Genomic DNA, 20,646 nt, shown 5'->3' with positions numbered 1-20,646 from the left:
CCAACACTTCACAAGTCTAGAGAAGAAACGCTCAAGGAAAGGTACACGCGATGCAGTTGAAAGACGTAGCCGTTCTCATCACCGGCGGTGGTTCGGGCCTCGGTGCCGCGACCGCCCGCGCCATGGCGGCCAAGGGCGCCAAGATCGGCGTGATCGATCAGAGCAAGGAAAACGCCGAGAAGGTGGCCGCCGAAGTGAAGGGCGTCGCACTGCACGCCGACGTCACCAGCGAGGAGCAGATCAAGGCAGCGATCGCCAAGGCGGAAGCCGCACACGGCGTCGCCCGCGTGCTGATGAACTGCGCCGGCATCGGCGGCTCGCAGCGCATCGTCGGCCGCGACGGTGTCTATCCGCTCGAAAAGTTCGCACGCATCATCAACGTCAACCTGATCGGCACGTTCAACTGTCTGCGTCTGTTCGCCGAGCGTCTCGTCACGATCGAGCCCGTCGGCGAAGAGCGCGGCGTGATCATCAACACCGCCTCGGTTGCCGCCTACGAAGGCCAGATCGGCCAGATCGCCTATTCGGCCTCGAAGGGTGGCGTCGTCGGCCTCACGCTGCCGGCCGCGCGCGATCTCGCCAGCCAGAAGATCCGCGTCAACACCATTGCGCCCGGCCTGTTCTTCACGCCGCTGCTGATGGGCCTGAACGAAGAGGCCCGCAAGAGCCTGGGCGCCCAGGTACCGCATCCCTCGCGTCTCGGCGATGCCAACGAATACGGCATGCTCGCGGTGCACATCGTCGAGAACCCGATGCTGAACGGCGAGACCATCCGCCTCGACGGTGCGATCCGCATGGCGCCGCGATAGGCGGTTCGTTCTTCCTTCTCCCCTTGTGGGAGAAGGTGGCATAGGCGGCCTTAGGCCGCCGTTCTTAAGAACGCCGAAGCGAAGCTTCGGCTACGGGGCCGGATGAGGGGTTGTCTCCACAATCTCATTTGTGGAGGCAGACCCCTCACACAAGCGATTGTGCGGCTAGCGATTTACATGCCCTCTCCCGCAAGGGGAGAGGGCGCAGCAATCGGCGCCGCGACTCGCGGCAAGTGCGAGGCCCCATGTCCCAACCGCTGCTGATTGAGCATGACGATGGCGTCGACCGGGTGACGCTCAATCGGCCCGAGCACCTCAACGCGCTCGATCCCGCGCTGATCGATGCGCTCAACGATTATTTCCAGGGCCTGCAACGCAATCGCGACACCCGCGTCGTCGTGCTCAAGGGCGCCGGCAGGAATTTCTGCGCCGGCCTCGATCTCAAAGCTGCGATGGCGCGCCGGGCCGGGCAGCAGGAGCCGCCGGGCATCACGGAGTCGCTGGATTCGCAGCGGCGCATCGCCGACATCGTGATGCTGATGCGGCGCTGTCCGCAGCCGATCCTGGCGCTGGTGCAGGGCGCGGCGGCCGGCGGCGGCTTTGCGCTGGCGCTGGCCTCCGACATCCGTGTCGCCACGAGATCGGCGCGGATGAATTGCGCTTTCATCAAGCTCGGGCTCGGCGGCTGCGACATCGGCACCAGCTATTTTCTGCCGCGCCTCGTCGGCGTCTCCGTCGCATCCGAGCTGATCCTCACCGGGCGCTTCATCGGAGCGGAGCGCGCGCTCGCGGTCGGCCTCGTCTCGGAGGTCGTGGACGAGGACAAGCTCGATGACGCGGCCGCGCCTTATATCGAGGCGATGATGACGGCCTCGCCCGTGGGCCTGCGGCTATCCAAGGAATGCCTCAACATGAGCGTCGATGCCGGCTCGCTGGAAGCTGTGATCGCGATGGAGGATCGCAACCAGGTCCTGTGCAGCCGCTCGGAAGAGTTTTCGGAAGGCATCAGGGCCTTCCTTGAGAAGCGAAAGCCTGTCTATATCAGGCGCTGAACGATGAAGATCCGCAAAGGACAGTAATTCCGGGAGACGCAAAATGAGTGGAAGCGCGGCGGCAGTGATGACGAAGCCCGCCTTTCGCAAGGTCCAGTGGCTCGCGCGCGACATCGACGTCGAGCGTCGCGGCGACGGCACGGTGGTGCTGAAGTCGCGCATTCCGCTGCAGCCTTATGAGAAGCACATCCCGGCGTCGCTGGCGAAATGGGCGAAGGAAGCGCCCGAACGCATCTGGCTGGCACAGCGCGGCGGTCCGAACCGCGAATGGCGCAAGGTGTCCTATGGCGAAGCCAAGCGCATCGTGGACGCGCTGACGCAAGGCCTGCTCAATCTCGAGCTCAAGGGCCGGCCCGTCACGATCCTCTCCGGCAATTCGATCGAGCATGCGCTGATGACGCAGGCCGCGATGCAGGCGCGCGTTCCGGCAGCGCCGGTATCGCCGGCCTACTCGTTGATGAGCCACGATCACGTCAAGCTCAAGTACCTGTTCGACCTGATCAAGCCGGCCGTACTGATGGTGCAGGACGGACCGATCTTCGAGAAGGCGCTGAAGGCGCTCGACCTCAGCGGCGTCACCGTGGTTCACGTCGCGCGGCCCTGCGAGGGCATCAAGAGCGTCAGCTTTGCCGAGCTCGCAGCAACGCCTGTCACGGCCGATGTCGAGGCCTCGATCGCGAAGATCACGCCGCAGACCATCGGCAAGCTGCTGTTCACATCAGGCTCGACCGGCATGCCCAAAGCCGTCATCAACACGCAGGAGATGATGTGCGCCAATGCAGCGATGATGATGCAAGTACGGCCGCGCGATCCGAACGGACCGATCTCGACCATGCTGGACTGGATGCCCTGGAACCACACCATGGGCGGCAATGCCGCGTTCCACCCGATCCTGGTCGACGGCGGCACGCTCTATATCGACGACGGCCGCCCGATGCCCGGGCAGTTCGAGGAGACGCTGCGCAATCTGCGCGAGATCTCGCCGACCTATTATGCCAACGTGCCGGCCGGCTATGCCGCGCTCGCAGCCGCCATGGAGAAGGACGACGCGCTTTGCCGCTCGTTCTTCAAGAACCTCTCGATCATGGCCTATGGCGGCGCGCGGCTGCCCGACGATCTCTACGAGCGCATGCAAGCGCTGGCGGTAAAGACCACCGGCGAGCGCATCGTGTTCTATACCGGCTGGGGCTCGACCGAGACCGCGCCGACCTCGACCGGCACCTATTGGGACACCGAGCGCGTCGGCCTGATCGGCCTGCCGTTCCCCGGCGTCGAGTTGAAGATGGTGCCGTGCGGCTCGAAATACGAATTGCGCCTGCGCGGCGTCAACGTCACGCCCGGCTATTTCGGCCAGCCGGAGCTGACCAAGAAGATGTTCGACGAGGAAGGATTCTACTGCATCGGCGATGCCGGCATCTTCGTCGACGATGCCGATCCGGTGCAAGGCATCATCTTTGCCGGCCGCGTGGTCGAAGACTTCAAGCTCACCACGGGCACATTCGTACATGTCGGCTCGCTGCGGACCGATGCGATCGCGGCCGCAACGCCAGTCGTGCACGACGCGCTGGTCGCGGGGCAGGACCGTCCCTTCATCGGCCTCTTGGCCTGGCCGAACCTGCACGCCTGCCGCCAGCTGGTCGGCAATCCCGATCTCAGCTTTGCCGATGCGGTGAAGCATCCCGAGGTGATCGCTTGCTTCAGGCGCGGCCTGGAAGCCCACAACCGTGAATGCGAAGGGGCCAGCAGCCGTATCATCGCGCGCGCGATGCTGATGGTCGAGCCGCCTTCGATCGACGGCAACGAGCTCACCGACAAGGGCTACATCAACCAGCGCGCCGGCCTGGAACGCCGCGCCGCGCTGGTGGAGCGGCTCTATGCGGACAAGCCGGATGAAGATGTGATCGTGCTGAAATGAAGACGACACTCGCTCCATTCGTCATTCCGGGGCGCGCGCAGCGCGAGCCCGGAATCCATCGGGCCGCATATGCGTGGCGAAATGGATTCCGGGTTCGCCGCTGCGCGGCGCCCCGGAATGACGGCAATAAATGACAACGAATAAGAGGTAAGCCCGCCATGAACTTCGACTTCTCCGACGATCAAAAACAGCTCCGCGACCAGGCGCGCAAGTTCCTCGCCGAGAAATGCTCGCCCAAGGCGGTGCGTGTCGTGCTCGACGGCAAGGCGCCTTACGACAAGGAGCTGTGGAAAGGCCTCGCCGAGATGGGCTTCCTCGGCGTCGCGATTCCCGAGGAGTTCGGCGGCGCCGGCGCCGGTCATCTCGAGCTGTGCGTAATCGCGGAAGAAATGGGCCGGGCCAACGCGCCGGTGCCGTTTTCCTCGACCGTGTACCTCGCCGCCGAAGCGCTGCTGATCGCCGGCAGTGACGCGCAGAAGAAGAAATGGCTGCCGGCGATTGCTTCCGGCGAGGCCATCGGCACGCTGGCGCTGTTCGAGGGCAAGGGCAACCCGTCGCCGAAGAACGTCAAGCTGACGGCTGCGAACGGCGTGCTCAACGGCGTCAAGAAGCCGGTCGCCGACGGTGCGATTGCCGATTTTGCGGTGGTCGCCGCGCGCACGGGATCGAGTGGGCGCGACAATGACATCTCGCTGTTCCTGGTCGATCTCAAGGCCGGCGGCGTCGATGTGAAGAGCCTCACCAACCTCGATCCGACCCGCGGACAGGCCGAGATCACCTTCAAGGACGCCAAAGCCGAGCCGCTCGGAGCTGCGGGCGACGGCTGGAGCATCCTCACCCAGGTGCTCGACCGCGCCGCGGTGCTGTGCGCGTTCGAGCAGGTCGGCGGCGCCGATCGCGCGCTGGAGATGGGCCGCGACTACGCGCTGGACCGCATCGCCTTCGGCCGGCAGATCGGCTCATTCCAGGCGGTCAAGCACATGCTCGCCGACATGTACGTCTCGGCGACGCTGGCGCGCTCCAACAGCTATTACGGCGCCTGGGCGCTCTCGACCAATGCGGCCGAACTGCCGGAAGCCGCTGCCGCCGCGCGCATCAGCGCGACGCAAGCGTTCCAGCACTGCGCCAAGAACAACATCCAGGTCCATGGCGGCATGGGCTTCACCTGGGAATTCGACTGCCACATGTACTATCGCCGCGCCAACGCGATGGCGCTCGGGCTCGGCAGCCTCACTTATTGGGAAGATCAGCTGATCGATCGGATGCGGAAGAAGAACGCAGCGTAACGACAGGTGCGTAGGGTGGGTTAGCCGAAGGCGTAACCCACCATCGACCGGCAGTGCTCGACAAAATTGGTGGATTACGCCTCCGGCTAATCCACCCTACGGACAAACAGAGAAGCAAGATGAACTTCGACGACACCCCGCAGGAAGCCGAATTCCGCGCCACCGCCCGCGCCTGGATCAACGCCAACGCACCCAAGCAATACGAGGAGGAGCTGCGCAAATCCTCGCTCGGCCGCACCGTGCTCAAGAACGCCAACATTCTCGAAGTGGCAAAAGCCTGGCAGAAGAAAAAGGCCGACGCCGGCTGGGCCTGCCTGCACTGGCCGAAGGAATATGGCGGGCGTGGCGCCTCGCCGATCGAGCGCGTGATCTGGCAGCAGGAGGAGGGGCCGTTCGGCCAGCTGTCCCGCATGTTCATCATCGGTCACGGCATGTGCGGGCCGACCATGATGGCGTTCGCGCGCGAGGAGCATAAGCGCACCTATCTGCCGCCGCTCGCCTCCGGCGAGAAGGTCTGGTGCCAGCTGTTCTCCGAGCCCGCCGGCGGCTCGGACGTCGCGGGCCTGCGCACGCGCGCCGAGAAGGACGGCGACGACTGGATCATCAACGGCCAGAAGATCTGGACCTCGGGTGCACATTATTCAGACTACGGCATCCTGCTCACGCGCACTGATCCGACCGTGCCCAAGCACAAGGGCCTCACCATGTTCTTCCTGGACATGAGGAGCCCCGGCGTCGAGGTGCGGCCGATCAAGCAGGCGAGCGGTGCCTCGGATTTCAACGAGGTCTATTTCACCAATGTCCGCATCCCCGACCATCAGCGCCTCGGCGAGGTGGGTGACGGCTGGAACGTCTCGCTGACCACGCTGATGAACGAGCGCAGTGCGATCGGCGCGGCCGTCTCGACCGGTTTCCCCGAATTGTTCGAGTACTGCTCCAGCTTGATGCTCGACGACGGCCCGGCGATCGAGGATCGCGCGGTGCGATCCAAGCTGGCGAACTGGGCGGTGAAGGCAAGCGGGCTGAAATACACCAGCATGCGCGCGATCTCGGCGCTGTCGAGGGGCGAACGCCCGGGACCGGAGAACTCCATCGGCAAGCTGGTGGCGGGCTCCATGATCCAGGACGTTGCGACCTATGCGCTCGATCTGCAGGGCGCGTCCGGAATCGTCAGCGGCGAGGATGGCGAACTGGCGGGCCGTTTCCAGGCCATGCTGCTGCGTGCGCCGGGTACGCGCGTCGAGGGCGGCACCGACGAGATCATGCGCAACATCATCGCCGAGCGGGTGCTGGGCCTGCCCGGCGACATCCGCGTCGACAAGGACGTGCCGTTCAACAAGATCCCGACGAAGGGAAGAGGGTAGAGGTCCGCCATGAATTTCGACGACACCCCGCAGGAAGCCGCATTCCGCGAGACCGCGCGCAAATGGATCGAGGCCAATGCGCCGAAGGAATTGCAGGCCGAGCTGTCAAAGTCCTCGCTCGGCCGCATCCGCCTTGCCAATCGCGACATCGTCGATGTCGGCAAGGCCTGGCAGAAGAAGAAGTTCGAGGGCAATTGGGCCTGCCTGCACTGGCCGAAGGAGTATGGCGGCCGCGGCGCGACGCCGATCGAGAAGGTGATCTGGCAGCAGGAGGAGGGCGTCTACGGCAAGCTGACGCAGCCGTTCCAGATCGGCGAGGGCATGTGCGGCCCGACCGTAATGGCGTTCGGCAGCGAGGAGGCCAAGCGGCGGTACTTGCCGAAGCTCGCATCGGGCGAGGAGATCTGGTGCCAGCTGTTCTCCGAGCCGTCTGCCGGCTCCGACGTCGCAGGGCTTCGCACCCGCGCCGAGAAGAAGGGCGACAATTGGGTCGTCAACGGCCAGAAGATCTGGACCTCGGGCGCGCATTATTCCGACTATGGTCTTTTGATCGCGCGCACCGATCCGAACGTGCCCAAGCACAAGGGCCTCACCATGTTCTTCCTGGACATGAAGAGTCCCGGCGTCGAGGTGCGGCCGATCAAGCAGGCCAACGGCATGCAGGAGTTCAACGAGGTCTATTTCACCGATGTGGTGATCCCCGACAGCCAGCGGCTGGGCGCCGTCGGCGACGGCTGGAACGTCTCGCTGACCACGCTGATGAACGAGCGCATGTCGATCGGCGCGCGGCTCGCGACCGGCGTGCCCGAGATGTTCGAGTTCTGCTCGAACCTGATGCTGGAGGATGGCCTCGCCATCGACGATCCCGCCGTGCGCTCGAAGCTCGCGAGCTGGGCGGCGAAGTCGAACGGCCTGAAATACACCAGCTACCGCACGATCTCGGCGCTGTCGAAGGGCGAGCGACCGGGCCCGGAGAATTCGATCGGCAAGCTGGTCTCGGGCATGATGCTGCAGGACATCGCGACTTACGCCATGGACCTGCAGGGCGCGGCCGGTGTTCTCACCGGCAACGACGAGGAAACAGCGCAGGGTCAATTCCAGCAGATGCTGCTGTCCTCGCCCTCGATGCGCATCGCCGGCGGCACCGATGAGATCCTGCGCAACATCATCGCCGAGCGCGTGCTCGGCCTGCCGGGCGACATCCGCGTCGACAAGGACGTGCCGTACAACAAGATCCCGACCAAAGGGCGGTGATCGCGCGCCGCCCGGGTGGGCAAAGGCGCAAAGCGCCGTGCCCACCCTTGCGTGTTGCTCACTCCACCCCGATCGTCGTCAGATCCTGGAACCAGTGCTGCGCCTGCACGAACTGCTTGATCTTCGGTGACAGCGCGTGCGGGTTGGTGTCGTGGACGACCCACACCAGCGTGGCATCGTCCACGATCAGCGCATGCGCCTGCGCCAGCAATTGGTCCTGCTTGGTGCTGTCGAAAGTCTGCTTGGCCTCGTCGATCAGCGCGTCGACCTTCGGGTTCTTGTAGCCGCCCCAATTGACGCCAACCGGCGCGATCTGGCCGGAATGGAAGAAGCGGACGATGGCGTAGAGCGGATCCGAGGTGACATAGGCGATGTTGTTGGAGGTGATGCCGGCGTTCATCTCGTCGGCGGCGCCCTTGCGCCAGTGCGTATAGAGCGTCTCCAGCTCGACCACCTTGAAGTCGATCTCGATGCCGATCTCCTTGAAGCTCTGCTGCAGGAATTCGTTCATCGGCAACGACAGCATCTGGCCGGTGCCGCCTTGCGCGATGATGAAGGTGGTCTTCAGCGGCTTTGCTTTGGAATAGCCCGCTTCCTCCACCAGCTTCTTGGCGGCGGCGAGATCATATTTCAGCTCGAAGCTGGGCTTGCCGAACCACGGGCTCGACGGGTCGACCTGGCCCTTGGCGGGCTTGGCGAGGCCGTTCATCAGCCCGACGACTTCGTCGCGGTTGATCGCAAGATTCAGCGCCTTGCGCAGGCGGATGTCGGTCCAGGGCGAGCCCGGCAGCACGCTGAGGTGATAATTCCACACATGCGGCGTGACGTTGTCGACCAGCTTCATGCCCGCCGCCTTCAGCTGCGGCACGGCATCCGGGGCCGGCGTCTCGATCAGGTCGACCTGGCCGGCGAGCAGCGCATTGGTGCGCGTCAGCGCTTCCGGCATCGGCACCAGCACGATCTTGTCGGCCTTGGGAATGCGCTTCTTGTTCCAGTAGTCCGGATTTTTGACTAGCTCGGCGAGCTCGCGCGGCACCAGCTTCGTCAGCTTGAACGGGCCGGTTCCGGAGGGCTGGCTGGCGAACTTGTCCCAGTCCTTGCCGAGCTTTTCATATTGCGCCGGGCTCGAGACCAGGAACCACAGCATCTGATAGGGGAAGAAGGAATCCACCGTCTTGGTGATGATCTCCACCGTGAAGTCGTCGATCTTGGCGTAGCTGGCGACGGAGGGGAGGCGGGTCTTCACCTGCGCGCTCTGCCGCTTGTCGAATTGCGGCGCCTTGTCGTTGAGCACCTTGTCGAGATTCCAGATTACCGCATCGGCGTTGAAATCGCTGCCGTCGTGAAACTTCACGCCCCTGCGCAGGGTGAAGTGCCACTTCGTCTTGTCGGCGTCGTCCACCTTCCATTCGGTGGCGAGGCCCGGCACCAGCTTGCCGGGGCGGTCGGCGACATCCATCTCCCAGGCCACCAGCGGATCGTAGATCGTGTAGGCCGTGAACTGATAGGCGCCGGCGCCACGATCGGGCTGGCCAGTGGTGAGTGGAATATCCGCCATCGAGATGCCGTAACGCACCACCGTTTCGGCGTGCGCCGTGATTGCGGACACCGCCAATGCAAGCACGGCGAGACAGGTCGATAGACGAATACGCATGGCCCAAAGCTCCAGGGGGATCTGGGACCAAACCTGCAATCTTGATGCCAGAATAGGCAGGGGGCCGATTTCGCCCGTGCGTCATCACAAGGACTTGTCGTCGCAGGGGCAATTCGCAGAAAAAGTTTTCCCTTGGCATAGCCATTGCATACGATTGCATCAAAATTAATCATCGGAAGCCGGAAAGGGACTGAGGCGATGTTTATCAAGAACAACAACACACGGGCGGCGCTGATCGCGCTGTTGGCGCTTGGCAGCGCAGCTGCATGGCCGCGGGTGGCGGCTGCCGAAACTGTGCTGCGCATCGGCATGACTGCTGCCGATATTCCGCGCACGCTCGGCCAGCCCGATCAGGGTTTTGAGGGCAACCGCTTTACCGGCCTCACCATGTACGATGCGCTGACCAGCTGGGACCTGTCCTCTGCCGACAAGGCGAGCGTGGTGATCCCCGGCCTTGCCATCGAGTGGAAGGTCGACGATGCCGACAAGACCAAATGGGTCTTCAAGCTGCGCCCCGGCGTCACCTTCCATGACGGCTCGCCGTTCAACGCCGACGCGGTGGTGTGGAACGTCGAGAAGGTGCTGAAGCAGGATGCGCCGCAATTCGACGCCAGCCAGGTCGGCGTCACGGCCTCGCGCATGCCGACGCTGGCCTCCGCGAAGAAGATCGACGACATGACCGTCGAACTCACCACCAAGGAGCCCGACAGCTTCCTGCCGATCAACCTCACCAATCTGTTCATGGCAAGCCCGGCGAAGTGGCAGTCCTTCTACGACAAAGCCGAAGGCGCCGACGCCAAGGCGAAGTCGCAAGCCGCATGGACCGCCTTCGCCAGGAGCGCCTCGGGCACCGGCCCGTGGAAGATGGCGAGCTTTACGCCGCGCGAGCGGCTCGAGCTGGTCAAGAACCCGGACTATTGGAACAAGGCGCGCGTGCCCAAGGTCGACAAGATGGTGCTGCTGCCGATGCCGGAAGCCAACGCGCGCACCGCGGCACTGCTGTCCGGCCAGGTCGATTGGGTCGAGGCGCCGGCACCGGACGCGCTGCCCGAGCTGAAGCAGCGCGGCTTCAAGCTCTACTCCAACGAGCAGCCGCACGTCTGGCCGTGGCAGTTCTCCCGCGTCGAGGGCTCGCCCTGGAACGACATCCGGGTGCGCAAGGCCGCGAACCTCTGCGTCGACCGCGAAGGCCTCAGGGACGGTCTGCTCGCGGGGCTGATGGTGCCGGCGTCCGGCACCTTCGAGCCCGGCCATCCCTGGCGCGGCAATCCCACCTTCCAGATCAAGTACGACAAGGCGGCTGCGCAAAAGTTGATGCAGGAGGCCGGCTACGGTCCCAACAAGAAACTGACCGTGAAGACGCAGACGTCCGCGTCCGGCTCGGGCCAGATGCAGCCCTTGCCGATGAACGAGTATCTCCAGCAGGCGCTGGCCGAATGCTATTTCGACGTCCAGCTCGACGTCATCGAATGGAATACGCTGTTCACCAACTGGCGCCGCGGCGCCAAGGATCCCAGCGCCAACGGCTCGCACGCGACCAACGTCACCTACGCGGCGATGGACCCGTTCTTCGCGCTGGTGCGCTTCCTGCAGTCGGGCATGGCGCCGCCGGTCTCGAACAATTGGGGCTTCATCAACAACCCCAAATTCGACGAGCTGGTGAAGAAGGCGCGCCAGACCTTCGATCCCGCCGCGCGCGACGCCGCACTCGCTGAATTGCACGCAGCCTCCGTCGATGACGCCGCCTTCCTCTACGTCGCCCACGACGTCGGCCCGCGCGCCATGAGCCCGAAGGTGACAGGCGTCGTGCAACCGAAGAGCTGGTTCATCGACTTCTCGCCGGTGTCGATCGCGCAGTAGTTCGCGCCACACGCACAGTGCACCCTCTCCCCTTGCGGGAGAGGGTGGCTTCGCGGATAGCGAAGCCGGGTGAGGGGTCTCTCTCCGCGAGTGATCCTTCCTCCAATTTGATAATGCTGTAACCGCGGACCGAACCCCTCATCCGGCGCTTGCGCGCCACCTTCTCCCGCAAGGGGAGAAGGAAGAAAGAAGACCAGTGCTCGCCTATACCGCCAGACGCATTGTCTACGTCGTCCCGATCGTCATCAGCGTGGCGCTGGTGTGCTTCCTGCTCGTGCACATCACGCCGGGCGATCCGCTGGTCGCCGTGCTGCCGGCCGATGCGTCGCAGGAGCTCGCCGCGCAGCTGCGCGCCGCCTATGGCTTCGACCGGCCGCTGCCGGTGCAGTTCGGCCTGTGGCTGCTGCGTGCCCTTCATGGCGATCTCGGCAATTCCATCGCGACGGGGCGTCCGGTGCTGGCCGAGGTCATGCGCGCGGTCGGCAACACCGTCACGCTCGCGATTGCCGCCGCCATCATCGGCTTCACCATGGGCGTCCTGCTTGGCCTGATCGCCGGCTATTTCCGCGAGACCTGGATCGACAAGGTCGCGACCTCCTTTGCCATCGCCGGCGTCTCGGTGCCGCATTACTGGCTCGGCATGCTGCTCGTCATCATTTTCTCGGTCCAGCTGAACTGGCTGCCGGCGGTCGGCGCCGGCCCCAGCGGCTCCAACTCCTGGGCCTGGGATTGGGCGCACCTCAAATATCTCGTGCTGCCCGCGATCACGACGTCGGTGATCCCGATGGGCATCGTCACCCGCACGGTCCGCGCGCTCACTGGCGACATTCTCTCGCAGGACTTCGTCGAGGCTTTGCGTGCAAAGGGCCTGCGCGAAACCGGCGTGTTCCGCCACGTCATCAAGAATGCCGCGCCCACCGCGCTCGCGGTGATGGGGCTTCAGCTCGGCTACATGCTCGGCGGCTCGATCCTGATCGAGACCGTGTTCTCCTGGCCTGGCTCGGGCTTCCTGCTCAACTCGGCGATCTTCCAGCGTGACCTGCCGCTGCTGCAGGGCACGATCCTGATCCTGGCGCTGTTCTTCGTCTTCCTCAATCTCCTGGTCGACATCGCCCAAGCCGCGATCGACCCGCGCATCAAGCGGGGCTAGCCGATGAGCGAGCTTCCGTTGTCCGCCACCGCCAGCGATGCCGCGCTGCAGGCCGCGCCCGCCACCAAGGCGCGCGGTTATTGGGCGACCGTCGGCCGCCGCATCATGCGCGACAAGGTCAGCATGGCCTGCGCTCTGGTGCTGCTGCTGATCTTCCTGTCCGCGATCCTCGCGCCGTGGCTCGGTCTCGAAGACCCCTACAAGGGTTCGATGATCCGCCGCCTCCGCCACATCGGCACCACAGGCTATCCGCTCGGCACCGACGAGCTCGGCCGCGACATGCTGGCCCGGCTGATCTATGGCGGGCGCCTGTCGCTGGTCATCGGCATCCTGCCCGTGATCCTGGCCTTCTGCATCGGTACCTCGCTCGGCATCATTGCCGGCTATGTCGGCGGCAAGCTCAACACCGCGATCATGCGCACGGTGGACGTGTTCTACGCCTTCCCGTCGGTGCTGCTGGCGATCGCGATCTCCGGCGCGCTCGGCGCCGGCATCCTCAACTCCATCGTGGCGCTGACCATCGTGTTCGTGCCGCAGATCACCCGCGTCGCCGAGAGCGTCACCACGGGCGTACGCAACATGGACTTCGTCGAGGCCGCACGTGCCTCCGGCGCGGGCGCCTTCACCATCATGCGCGTCCACATCCTCGGCAACGTGCTGGGCGCGATCTTCGTCTATGCCACCAGTCTGATCTCGGTCTCGATGATCCTGGCGGCCGGTCTGTCCTTCCTCGGCCTCGGCACCAAGCCGCCGGAGCCGGAATGGGGCCTGATGCTGAACACGCTGCGCACCGCGATCTACGTTAATCCCTGGGTCGCAGCCTTGCCGGGCGCGATGATCTTCGCGGTCTCGATCTGCTTCAATCTGCTCTCGGACGGCCTGCGTAGCGCCATGGACATCAGGAACTAGGCCATGAGCGAAACCAACACCTCCGTCGAAATGCTGGAGCCGGTCGAGGACCGCGGTGGGCTCGCGCAGCCGCTGCTGCAGGTCAACGGCCTGACCAAGCATTTTCCGGTGCGCGGCGGCCTGTTCGCCGCCAAGCGCACCGTGCGTGCCGTCGACAATGTCTCCTTCTCCGTCGCCAAGGGCGAGACGGTCGGCATCGTCGGCGAGTCCGGCTGCGGCAAGTCCACGACCGCGCGGCTGCTGATGCACCTGATGCCGCGCGATGACGGCGACATCATCTATGACGGCATGACCGTCGGCCAGTCGCTAAGCTTGCGCGAGCTGCGCCGCGGCATGCAGATGGTGTTCCAGGATTCCTACGCCTCGCTCAACCCGCGCCTGACGATCGAGGAATCCGTCGCCTTCGGTCCAAAGGTCCATGGCATGGCTGATGGCGCGGCGCGCAACCTGGCGCGAGAGCTGCTCGGCAAGGTCGGCCTGCGCCCGGAAAACTTCGCCAACCGCTATCCGCACGAGATCTCCGGCGGCCAGCGCCAGCGCGTCAACATCGCCCGTGCGCTGGCGCTGTCGCCGCGGCTGGTGATCCTGGACGAAGCCGTCTCGGCGCTCGACAAATCGGTCGAGGCGCAGGTGCTCAACCTGCTCGCCGATCTCAAGCGCGAATTCGGCCTCACCTATCTCTTCATCAGTCACGACCTCAATGTCGTCCGCTACATCTCGGACCGCGTGCTGGTGATGTATCTCGGCGAGGTCGTCGAGCTCGGCCCGGTCGACCAGGTCTGGGACAGCCCGGCGCATCCCTATACCCGCGCGCTGCTCGCCGCGATGCCGTCCTCCGATCCTGATCGCCGCACCGAAACGCCGCCGATCACGGGCGACCCACCCAATCCGATCGATCCGCCCTCCGGCTGCCGTTTCCACACCCGCTGCCCGTTTGCGGAGCCGCTCTGCGCAAATGCGACACCAAAGCTCACCGCGCTGGATAATATGGGCCACGAGGCCGCGTGCTACATGGCGATACCGGGTTCAGGCCACAGCCGCGCCCCCAGGGGAGAAACCGCATGACGAGACCGACACCGAAAGAGATCAAGCCGATCGCGCATATCGCCGGCGTCCCCGTGGACGACGAGATCGCAACCCGCATCTCCAATGCCATCGGCCCCGCCTTCGAAGGCTTCGCCGCGATCGCCGGCACGCTGCCGTTCGATCTGGAGCCCGCAACTTACGTGCTCGCGCAGACGCAGAAGGTGTCCAAATGAGCCGTGAGCCCGCTCTGATGACGCTCACCGAGGTCGCGCGCGCGATCGCGATGAAGCAGGTGTCCTCGCACGAGGCGACGCGTGCGCTGCTGCAGCGCATCGCGCAGTGGCAGCCGCATCTCAACGCCTTCATGTCGATCGAGGCAGAAGCGGCATTGAAAGCGGCGGATGCCGCCGATGCCGAGCTGGCCAAGGGCAATGTCCGCGGTCCCCTGCATGGCGTACCGCTTGCGCACAAGGACATGTACTACGATGCCGGCCACGTCTCGACCTGCGGCTCGCTGATCCGCCGCGACTTCGTGCCGAACGTCACGTCCACCGCCTTGCAGCGGCTCAAGGACGCCGGCCAGGTCCGGCTCGGCACGCTGCATCTCGCCGAGTTCGCCTATGGCCCGACCGGGCACAACGCTCATTACGGTCCGGTGCGCAATCCCTGGAACGTCGCCCATATCACCGGCGGCTCCTCATCCGGCTCCGGCTCGGCGGTGGCCGCGCGCCTGACCTATGCGGCGCTTGGCTCCGACACCGGCGGCTCGATCCGCATGCCCGCGCATTTCTGTGGCGTCACGGGACTCAAGACCACGGTGGGCCGCGTCAGCCGCGCCGGCGCAATGCCGCTGTCGCAATCGCTCGACACCGTCGGCCCGCTGGCCCGCACCGCCGAGGATTGCGCGCTCTTGCTGGCGCTGATGGCCGGGCCCGATCCCGCCGATTCGACCTGCAGCCACGAGCCGCTCGCGGACTACGTCGCAGCCACCAAGGCTTCGCTGAGGGGTCTCAAGATCGGCGTGCCCGCCTCATTCTATGTCGACGATCTCGACAGCGAGGTCGCGCGCGTGCTGGACGAGACCATCGCGGTGCTCAAGCGCGAGGGCGCCGACATCGTCAAGGTCGAGCTGCCGGACCAGCGGCAATTGTCCTCGGCCAGCCAGCTCGTGCTCGCCGCGGAAGCTGCCGCCTTCCACAAGCGCTGGATGATCGAGCGTCCGCAGGACTATGGCCCGCAGGTCTTGATGCGGCTTCAGAACGGCCTCGCCGTTCCCGCCATCACCTATCTCGAAGCGATGCGTTGGCGCGGGTCGGCGCTCGCGGCCCACAATGCCGCGACGGCAGGCGTCGATGCGGTGATCGCGCCGGCGTCCCCGGTGCCGGCGCCGACGATCGAGGAGAGCGACGTCGGCGGCGGCCCGAACGCGCCGGCGCTGTTGCAGCGGCTGACGCTGTTCACCCGCCCGGTGAATTTCCTGGGCTTGCCGTCACTGACCATTCCTTCGGGCTTCACCACGACCGGCCTGCCGGTCGGCATGCAGCTGATCGGCCGCTCCTTCGACGAAGCCACCCTGCTGACCATTGGCGCCGCGTACCAGCGCGTCACCGACTATCACGACCGATTGCCGAAGCTGCCGTCATGACAAACCTCGTCGAGATCTCAGGCCTCAACATCCGCTTCACCGGCGAGCGCACGGTCTATGCCGTGAACGATCTCAGTCTCTCGCTGGGGAACAGCGAGGTGCTGGGCCTGCTCGGCGAATCCGGTTCGGGCAAGAGCGTGACCTTGCGTGCCTTGATGCGGCTGCTGCCGAAGAAGCGCACGCAGATTTCGGGCACGGTCAACGTCATGGGACAGGACGTGCTGGCCATGAACGACGAGCAGCTGTCGTCGTTCCGCGGCCAGACCGTCTCGATGATCTTCCAGGAGCCGGCGCTTGCGCTCGATCCGGTCTACACGATCGGCGCGCAGATCGCCGAAAGCGTGGTGCGCCACGAAGGCAAGAGCTTTGCAGAAGGGCGCGCACGGGCGCTGGAGATGCTCGAGGTCGTGCGCATTCCCTCGGCCAAGCGCCGGCTGGATGCCTATCCGCACGAAATGTCCGGCGGCATGCGCCAGCGCGCGATGATCGCGCTTGCGCTGGCCTGCCGGCCGAAAATCCTGCTCGCGGACGAGCCGACCACGGCGCTCGATGCGACCGTGCAGATCCAGATCCTGCTGCTGCTGCGCGAGCTGCAGCGCGAGTTCGGCATGTCCGTCATCTTCGTCACCCACGACATCGGCGTCGCCATCGAGATCTGCGATCGCGTCGCGGTGATGTATGCCGGTCAGATCGTGGAGCAGGGGACCTTGCGCGACATCGTCCGCTCGCCGGTGCATCCCTATGCCAAGGGCCTGCTCGCCTCCACCATCCACGGCGCCAAGCGCGGGCAGCGGCTGGAGACCATCCCCGGCACGCCGCCGTCGCTGGCCGAGAAGCCGCACAATTGCTCCTTCGCTCCCCGCTGCAAACTCGCCGAGCCGCGCTGCCTGGAGCAATTGCCCGGGAATGTCGCGGTCGGGCCGGGTCGGGCGGCCAGATGCGTCCTGGCGGAGCCGGCCACCGTGCTGTCATAGGTTGGATGAATTGAGCCGGGCTGAGCGAGCCTCCAGCATTCACACCCCATTCATTCCGGTTCCCGTTCCATGGCGCCGTTCACGGAGAGGAACCTCACGGATGTACATTTCCAACGAAGGCCTGCTCGTCATCCTGTTCGTCGGTCTCGTCGCTGGTTGGCTCGCCGGCAAGATCGTGCGGGGCGCCGGGTTCGGCCTTATCGGCGACATCGTGATCGGCATCTGCGGTGCGCTGGTGGCGAGCCTGCTGTTTCCAAAGCTCGGCATCCGCCTCGGCACCGGCTTGATCTCCCAGATTGTCTATTCTGCCATCGGAGCGGTCATCCTGCTGCTGGTGGTACGCCTGGTGCGCGGCGGGGGCCGGCTCTAGCCTCTGCATTCGGCTGAGCGGAACTTGAGCCGCGCTTTTCGCGGAAGCGGCTGAAAGCCTGCAAGAAAAAGCCGCAAGCCTGTGGAATTCCGGACTTGCGCGGAAGGCTATCGGGGGTAGATGTGGCCCATGAGGCCTCGGATTAAATTCGATCGCGTCGGACGGCCGGAAAACAGATGTTAATCCAAGGCGAGTACTCCTTGAATCGCCTTTGAAATCAGGGCTTTGCCCGTTAGCCGAAAGAGATCAGACTGATGGCAGCCATCCCTGGCGTCCGCCGTTCGGAGCTCGGTGACGCCTTGCGCGCTTGTCGCACGGCCTTCATCGGCGTCGGCCTGATGAGCTGCATGATCAACCTGCTCTATCTGACCGGGTCGATCTTCATGCTGGAGGTCTATGACCGGGTGCTGCCGAGCCGCAGCATCCCGACCTTGGTCGGCCTCATCATCCTCGCCAGCTTCCTCTACATGGCGCAGGGCGTGCTGGACATGATCCGCAACCGCATCCTGGGGCGGATCGGCACCGCGCTCGACGAGGCCCTCAATAAGCGCGTGTTCGACACCATCGTGCGCCTGCCGCTGCTGGTCGGCAGCCGCAACGAGGGCCTGCAGCCGCTGCGCGATCTCGACAATGTCCGCTCGTTCCTCGGCGGCATGGGCCCGAGCGCGTTCTTCGACCTGCCTTGGCTGCCGCTCTATCTCGCCATCTGCTTCGCCTTCCATGTCCTGATCGGCGTCACCGCGCTGGTCGGCGCCATCATCCTGGTCGGGCTGACGCTGGTGACCGAGTTCATGTCCCGCCAACCGGCGAAGGAGGCGATGGGCCTCGCCGCCCAGCGCAACGATCTCGCCCAGGCCAGCCGCCGCAACGCCGAAGTGATGGTGTCGATGGGGATGGCCGGCCGGATGAACCAGCGCTGGAGCGAGGCCAACGAAAAATACCTCGCCGGCAATCAGCGGGCGAGCGACGTCGCCGGTGGTCTCGGCGCGGTCGCAAAGGTGCTGCGGATGATGCTGCAATCGGCCGTGCTCGCGGTCGGCGCCTATCTCGTCATCCACCAGGAGGCCACCGCCGGCATCATCATCGCCGGCTCGATCCTGTCCGCCCGCGCGCTCGCGCCGGTCGATCTCGCCATCGCGCATTGGAAATCCTTCGTCGCGGCGCGCCAGAGCTGGCAGCGTCTGACGCGCCTCTTGGAGCAGATGCCGGCGCAGGCGATGCCAACCCAGCTGCAGGCGCCGACCAGCCGGCTCTCGGTCGAGGGCGTCGCCATGGTGCCGCCCGGCGATCAGCGTCTCGTGGTGCAGGATGTCACCTTCGCGCTCGCCGCCGGCAACGGCCTCGGCGTGATCGGCCCGAGCGGTTCCGGCAAGTCGTCGCTGATCCGCGCGCTGGTCGGGGTCTGGCAGCCGGTGCGCGGCAAGGTGCGGCTCGACGGCGCGGCGCTCGATCAATGGACGAGCGACGCGCTCGGCCGCCATATCGGCTATCTGCCGCAGGACGTCGAATTGTTCGGCGGCACCATCGCGCAGAACATCAGCCGGTTCGATCCCGAGGCCACCTCCGAGGCGATCATCGCCGCGGCCAAGGAGGCCGGCGTGCACGAGATGATCATCAAGATGCGCGAGGGCTACAACACCCAAGTCGGCGAGCAGGGCGCCGCGCTTTCCGCAGGCCAGGCCCAGCGCGTGGCGCTGGCGCGCGCGCTCTACGGCAACCCCTTCCTGATCGTGCTCGACGAGCCCAATTCCAATCTCGACACCGAAGGCGACGAGGCGCTGACCCGCGCCGTCCGCTCGGCGCGCGAGCGCGGTGCCATCGTCGTCGTGGTGGCGCACCGCCCGATCGGCGTCGAGGCGGTCGACCAGATCCTGGTGCTGCGCGACGGTCGCATGCAGGCCTTTGGACCGAAGGAGCAGGTGCTCGCCCAGGTGCTGCAGCCGCGCGTGACGCCGCCGGCGCCGATCAAGATCGTCAGCGAAGGCGGAGTGGCCAAACCATGAGCACGAAGCCATGAGCACGTTGGCCATCGGCGGCACCAAGGCGGCCGCGAAGACCGTCCGCGACTCCATCAGGTTCCACCTGATGCTCGGTCTTGTGATCGTGGTGGTCCTGGTCGTCGGCCTCGGTGGCTGGGCCTCGACCGTCCTGATCTCGGGCGCGCTGATCGCGCCGGGCCAGATCGTGGTCGAATCCAACGTCAAGAAGGTGCAGCATCCGACCGGCGGCGTGGTCGGCGAGGTGCGCGCCCGCGACGGCGACCTGGTCAAGTCCGGCGACATCGTGGTGCGGCTCGACGACACCGTCACCAAGGCCAATCTTGCCATCGTCACCAAGAACCTCGATGCGGCGCAGGTGCGTGCGGCGCGATTGCAGGCCGAGCAGCGTGGCCTCGACCGAATCGAGTTCCCGCAAAGCCTCATCGAGCGGGAGGGCGATCCCGACGTCAAGGCGCTGCTTGCGGCCGAGACCAAGCTGTTCGAGGTCCGCGTCAACGGCCGCACTGGACAGAAGGCGCAGCTGCGCGAGCGCATCACGCAGCTCAACGAGGAGATTGCCGGTCTCAGCGCCCAGGAAAAGGCCAAGGACCAGGAGATCGCGCTGGTGCTGAACGAGCTCACCGGCGTGCGCGAGCTCTACGAGAAGCGTCTGGTGCAGATCTCGCGCCTAACCCAGCTCGAGCGCGACTCGGCCCGCCTCAACGGCGAGCGCGCGCAGTACATCGCCGCGCGCGCCCAGGCCAAGGGCAAGATCACCGAGACCGAGCTCCAGATCATCCAGATCGACAAGGACGTGGTCAGCGAGGTCTCCAAGGACCTGCGCGAAACCAACGACAAGATCGGCGAGCTGATCGAGCGCAAGGTCGCGGCCGAAGACCAGCTCCGCCGCGTCGACATCCGCGCGCCGCAGGATGGCATGGTGCTGCAATCGACGGTGCACACGATCGGCGGCGTCGTCACCGCCGGCGATACCTTGATGCTGATCGTGCCGCAGACCGACGATCTCCAGGTCGAGGCCAAGGTCAATCCGGTCGACATCGACAAGCTCCAGATCGGCCAGAAGACGCTGCTGCGCCTGTCCGCGTTCAACCAGCGCACCACGCCCGAGCTCAACGGTGTCGTCAGCCGCGTCTCGCCCGACGTCACCACCGACCAGCGCACCGGCCAAGGCTACTACACCATCCGCGTCTCGATGCCGCCGGAAGAGATCGCCAGGCTCGGCGACGTCAAGATGATCCCCGGCATGCCGGTGGAAGCCTTCGTCCAGACCGGCGACCGCACCATGCTGTCCTATCTGATGAAGCCGTTTCACGACCAGCTGATGCGCGCCTTCCGCGAGAAGTGACGCGCGACAGCGCGTCGTGGTCTCGTAGGGTGG

Annotated in this window: 17 protein-coding genes; 16 read left to right on the top strand and 1 reads right to left on the bottom strand. The window is 65.4% G+C overall.

Annotated features, from left to right (window positions below; genetic code table 11):
• The first annotated feature begins 50 nt into the window (after positions 1–50).
• The 6 genes from I6F16_RS15915 (at position 51) to I6F16_RS15890 (ending at position 7,680) form a co-directional block, all read left to right on the top strand.
• A complete protein-coding gene (locus I6F16_RS15915) occupies positions 51–809 on the top strand; it encodes an SDR family NAD(P)-dependent oxidoreductase (RefSeq protein ID WP_145637290.1) in 759 nt (252 codons plus the stop codon).
• Between the two features lie 245 nt (positions 810–1,054).
• Entirely contained in the window at positions 1,055–1,861 is an 807-nt protein-coding gene (locus I6F16_RS15910) for an enoyl-CoA hydratase-related protein (RefSeq protein WP_225111507.1), read from the top strand.
• A 43-nt stretch (positions 1,862–1,904) separates the two neighbouring features.
• Positions 1,905–3,776 carry an AMP-binding protein gene (locus I6F16_RS15905; protein WP_225111508.1) on the top strand — a complete coding sequence of 624 codons (1,872 nt, stop codon included), beginning with the start codon at positions 1,905–1,907 and terminating at the stop codon, positions 3,774–3,776.
• 158 nt (positions 3,777–3,934) lie between these two features.
• The gene (locus I6F16_RS15900) at positions 3,935–5,062 is read left to right on the top strand and encodes an acyl-CoA dehydrogenase family protein (protein WP_035997037.1); all 1,128 of its coding nucleotides are present in this window, start codon (positions 3,935–3,937) and stop codon (positions 5,060–5,062) included.
• A 119-nt stretch (positions 5,063–5,181) separates the two neighbouring features.
• On the top strand, positions 5,182–6,426 hold the full coding sequence (locus I6F16_RS15895; protein ID WP_225111509.1) for an acyl-CoA dehydrogenase: 1,245 nt from the start codon (positions 5,182–5,184) through the stop codon (positions 6,424–6,426).
• Between the two features lie 9 nt (positions 6,427–6,435).
• On the top strand, positions 6,436–7,680 hold the full coding sequence (locus tag I6F16_RS15890) for an acyl-CoA dehydrogenase (protein ID WP_225111510.1): 1,245 nt from the start codon (positions 6,436–6,438) through the stop codon (positions 7,678–7,680).
• A 58-nt stretch (positions 7,681–7,738) separates the two neighbouring features.
• Here the strand turns inward: I6F16_RS15890 and I6F16_RS15885 are convergent, their stop codons facing one another.
• On the bottom strand, positions 7,739–9,334 hold the full coding sequence (locus I6F16_RS15885; RefSeq protein WP_225111511.1) for an ABC transporter substrate-binding protein: 1,596 nt from the start codon (positions 9,332–9,334) through the stop codon (positions 7,739–7,741).
• Between the two features lie 198 nt (positions 9,335–9,532).
• On the opposite strand from I6F16_RS15885, the gene I6F16_RS15880 reads away from it, so the two are divergent.
• The 10 genes from I6F16_RS15880 (at position 9,533) to I6F16_RS15835 (ending at position 20,613) form a co-directional block, all read left to right on the top strand.
• Complete coding sequence (locus I6F16_RS15880; protein ID WP_225111512.1) at positions 9,533–11,194, top strand: ABC transporter substrate-binding protein; 1,662 nt, start codon at positions 9,533–9,535, stop codon at positions 11,192–11,194.
• A gap of 196 nt (positions 11,195–11,390) precedes the next feature.
• The gene (locus tag I6F16_RS15875) at positions 11,391–12,344 is read left to right on the top strand and encodes an ABC transporter permease (protein ID WP_057028344.1); all 954 of its coding nucleotides are present in this window, start codon (positions 11,391–11,393) and stop codon (positions 12,342–12,344) included.
• A 3-nt stretch (positions 12,345–12,347) separates the two neighbouring features.
• A complete protein-coding gene (locus I6F16_RS15870; RefSeq protein ID WP_035997066.1) occupies positions 12,348–13,253 on the top strand; it encodes an ABC transporter permease in 906 nt (301 codons plus the stop codon).
• 3 nt (positions 13,254–13,256) lie between these two features.
• Positions 13,257–14,318: an ABC transporter ATP-binding protein gene (locus I6F16_RS15865; RefSeq protein ID WP_035997070.1), complete on the top strand. Its 1,062-nt coding sequence runs from the start codon at positions 13,257–13,259 to the stop codon at positions 14,316–14,318.
• The gene (locus tag I6F16_RS15860; RefSeq protein ID WP_109142275.1) at positions 14,315–14,512 is read left to right on the top strand and encodes a hypothetical protein; all 198 of its coding nucleotides are present in this window, start codon (positions 14,315–14,317) and stop codon (positions 14,510–14,512) included. Before I6F16_RS15865 ends, I6F16_RS15860 begins: the two co-directional genes overlap by 4 nt.
• The gene (locus I6F16_RS15855; RefSeq protein ID WP_035997075.1) at positions 14,509–15,924 is read left to right on the top strand and encodes an Asp-tRNA(Asn)/Glu-tRNA(Gln) amidotransferase GatCAB subunit A; all 1,416 of its coding nucleotides are present in this window, start codon (positions 14,509–14,511) and stop codon (positions 15,922–15,924) included. Before I6F16_RS15860 ends, I6F16_RS15855 begins: the two co-directional genes overlap by 4 nt.
• On the top strand, positions 15,921–16,898 hold the full coding sequence (locus I6F16_RS15850) for an ABC transporter ATP-binding protein (RefSeq protein WP_036020911.1): 978 nt from the start codon (positions 15,921–15,923) through the stop codon (positions 16,896–16,898). The genes I6F16_RS15855 and I6F16_RS15850 overlap by 4 nt, the downstream gene beginning before the upstream one ends.
• Positions 16,899–16,998: 100 nt before the next feature.
• Positions 16,999–17,268, top strand: a complete 270-nt coding sequence (locus tag I6F16_RS15845; protein ID WP_035997080.1) for a GlsB/YeaQ/YmgE family stress response membrane protein — start codon at positions 16,999–17,001, stop codon at positions 17,266–17,268.
• 254 nt (positions 17,269–17,522) lie between these two features.
• Positions 17,523–19,271 carry a type I secretion system permease/ATPase gene (locus tag I6F16_RS15840; RefSeq protein WP_057028339.1) on the top strand — a complete coding sequence of 583 codons (1,749 nt, stop codon included), beginning with the start codon at positions 17,523–17,525 and terminating at the stop codon, positions 19,269–19,271.
• 10 nt (positions 19,272–19,281) lie between these two features.
• On the top strand, positions 19,282–20,613 hold the full coding sequence (locus tag I6F16_RS15835; RefSeq protein ID WP_225173856.1) for an HlyD family type I secretion periplasmic adaptor subunit: 1,332 nt from the start codon (positions 19,282–19,284) through the stop codon (positions 20,611–20,613).
• Positions 20,614–20,646 lie beyond the last annotated feature (33 nt).

The sequence above is a fragment of the Bradyrhizobium sp. IC4060 genome (assembly GCF_020193715.1).
Taxonomy (GTDB): Bacteria; Pseudomonadota; Alphaproteobacteria; order Rhizobiales; family Xanthobacteraceae; genus Bradyrhizobium; species Bradyrhizobium yuanmingense.
The sequence above is the reverse complement of the archived record's forward strand: the minus strand, read 5'-3'. Positions and strand labels throughout refer to the sequence as shown.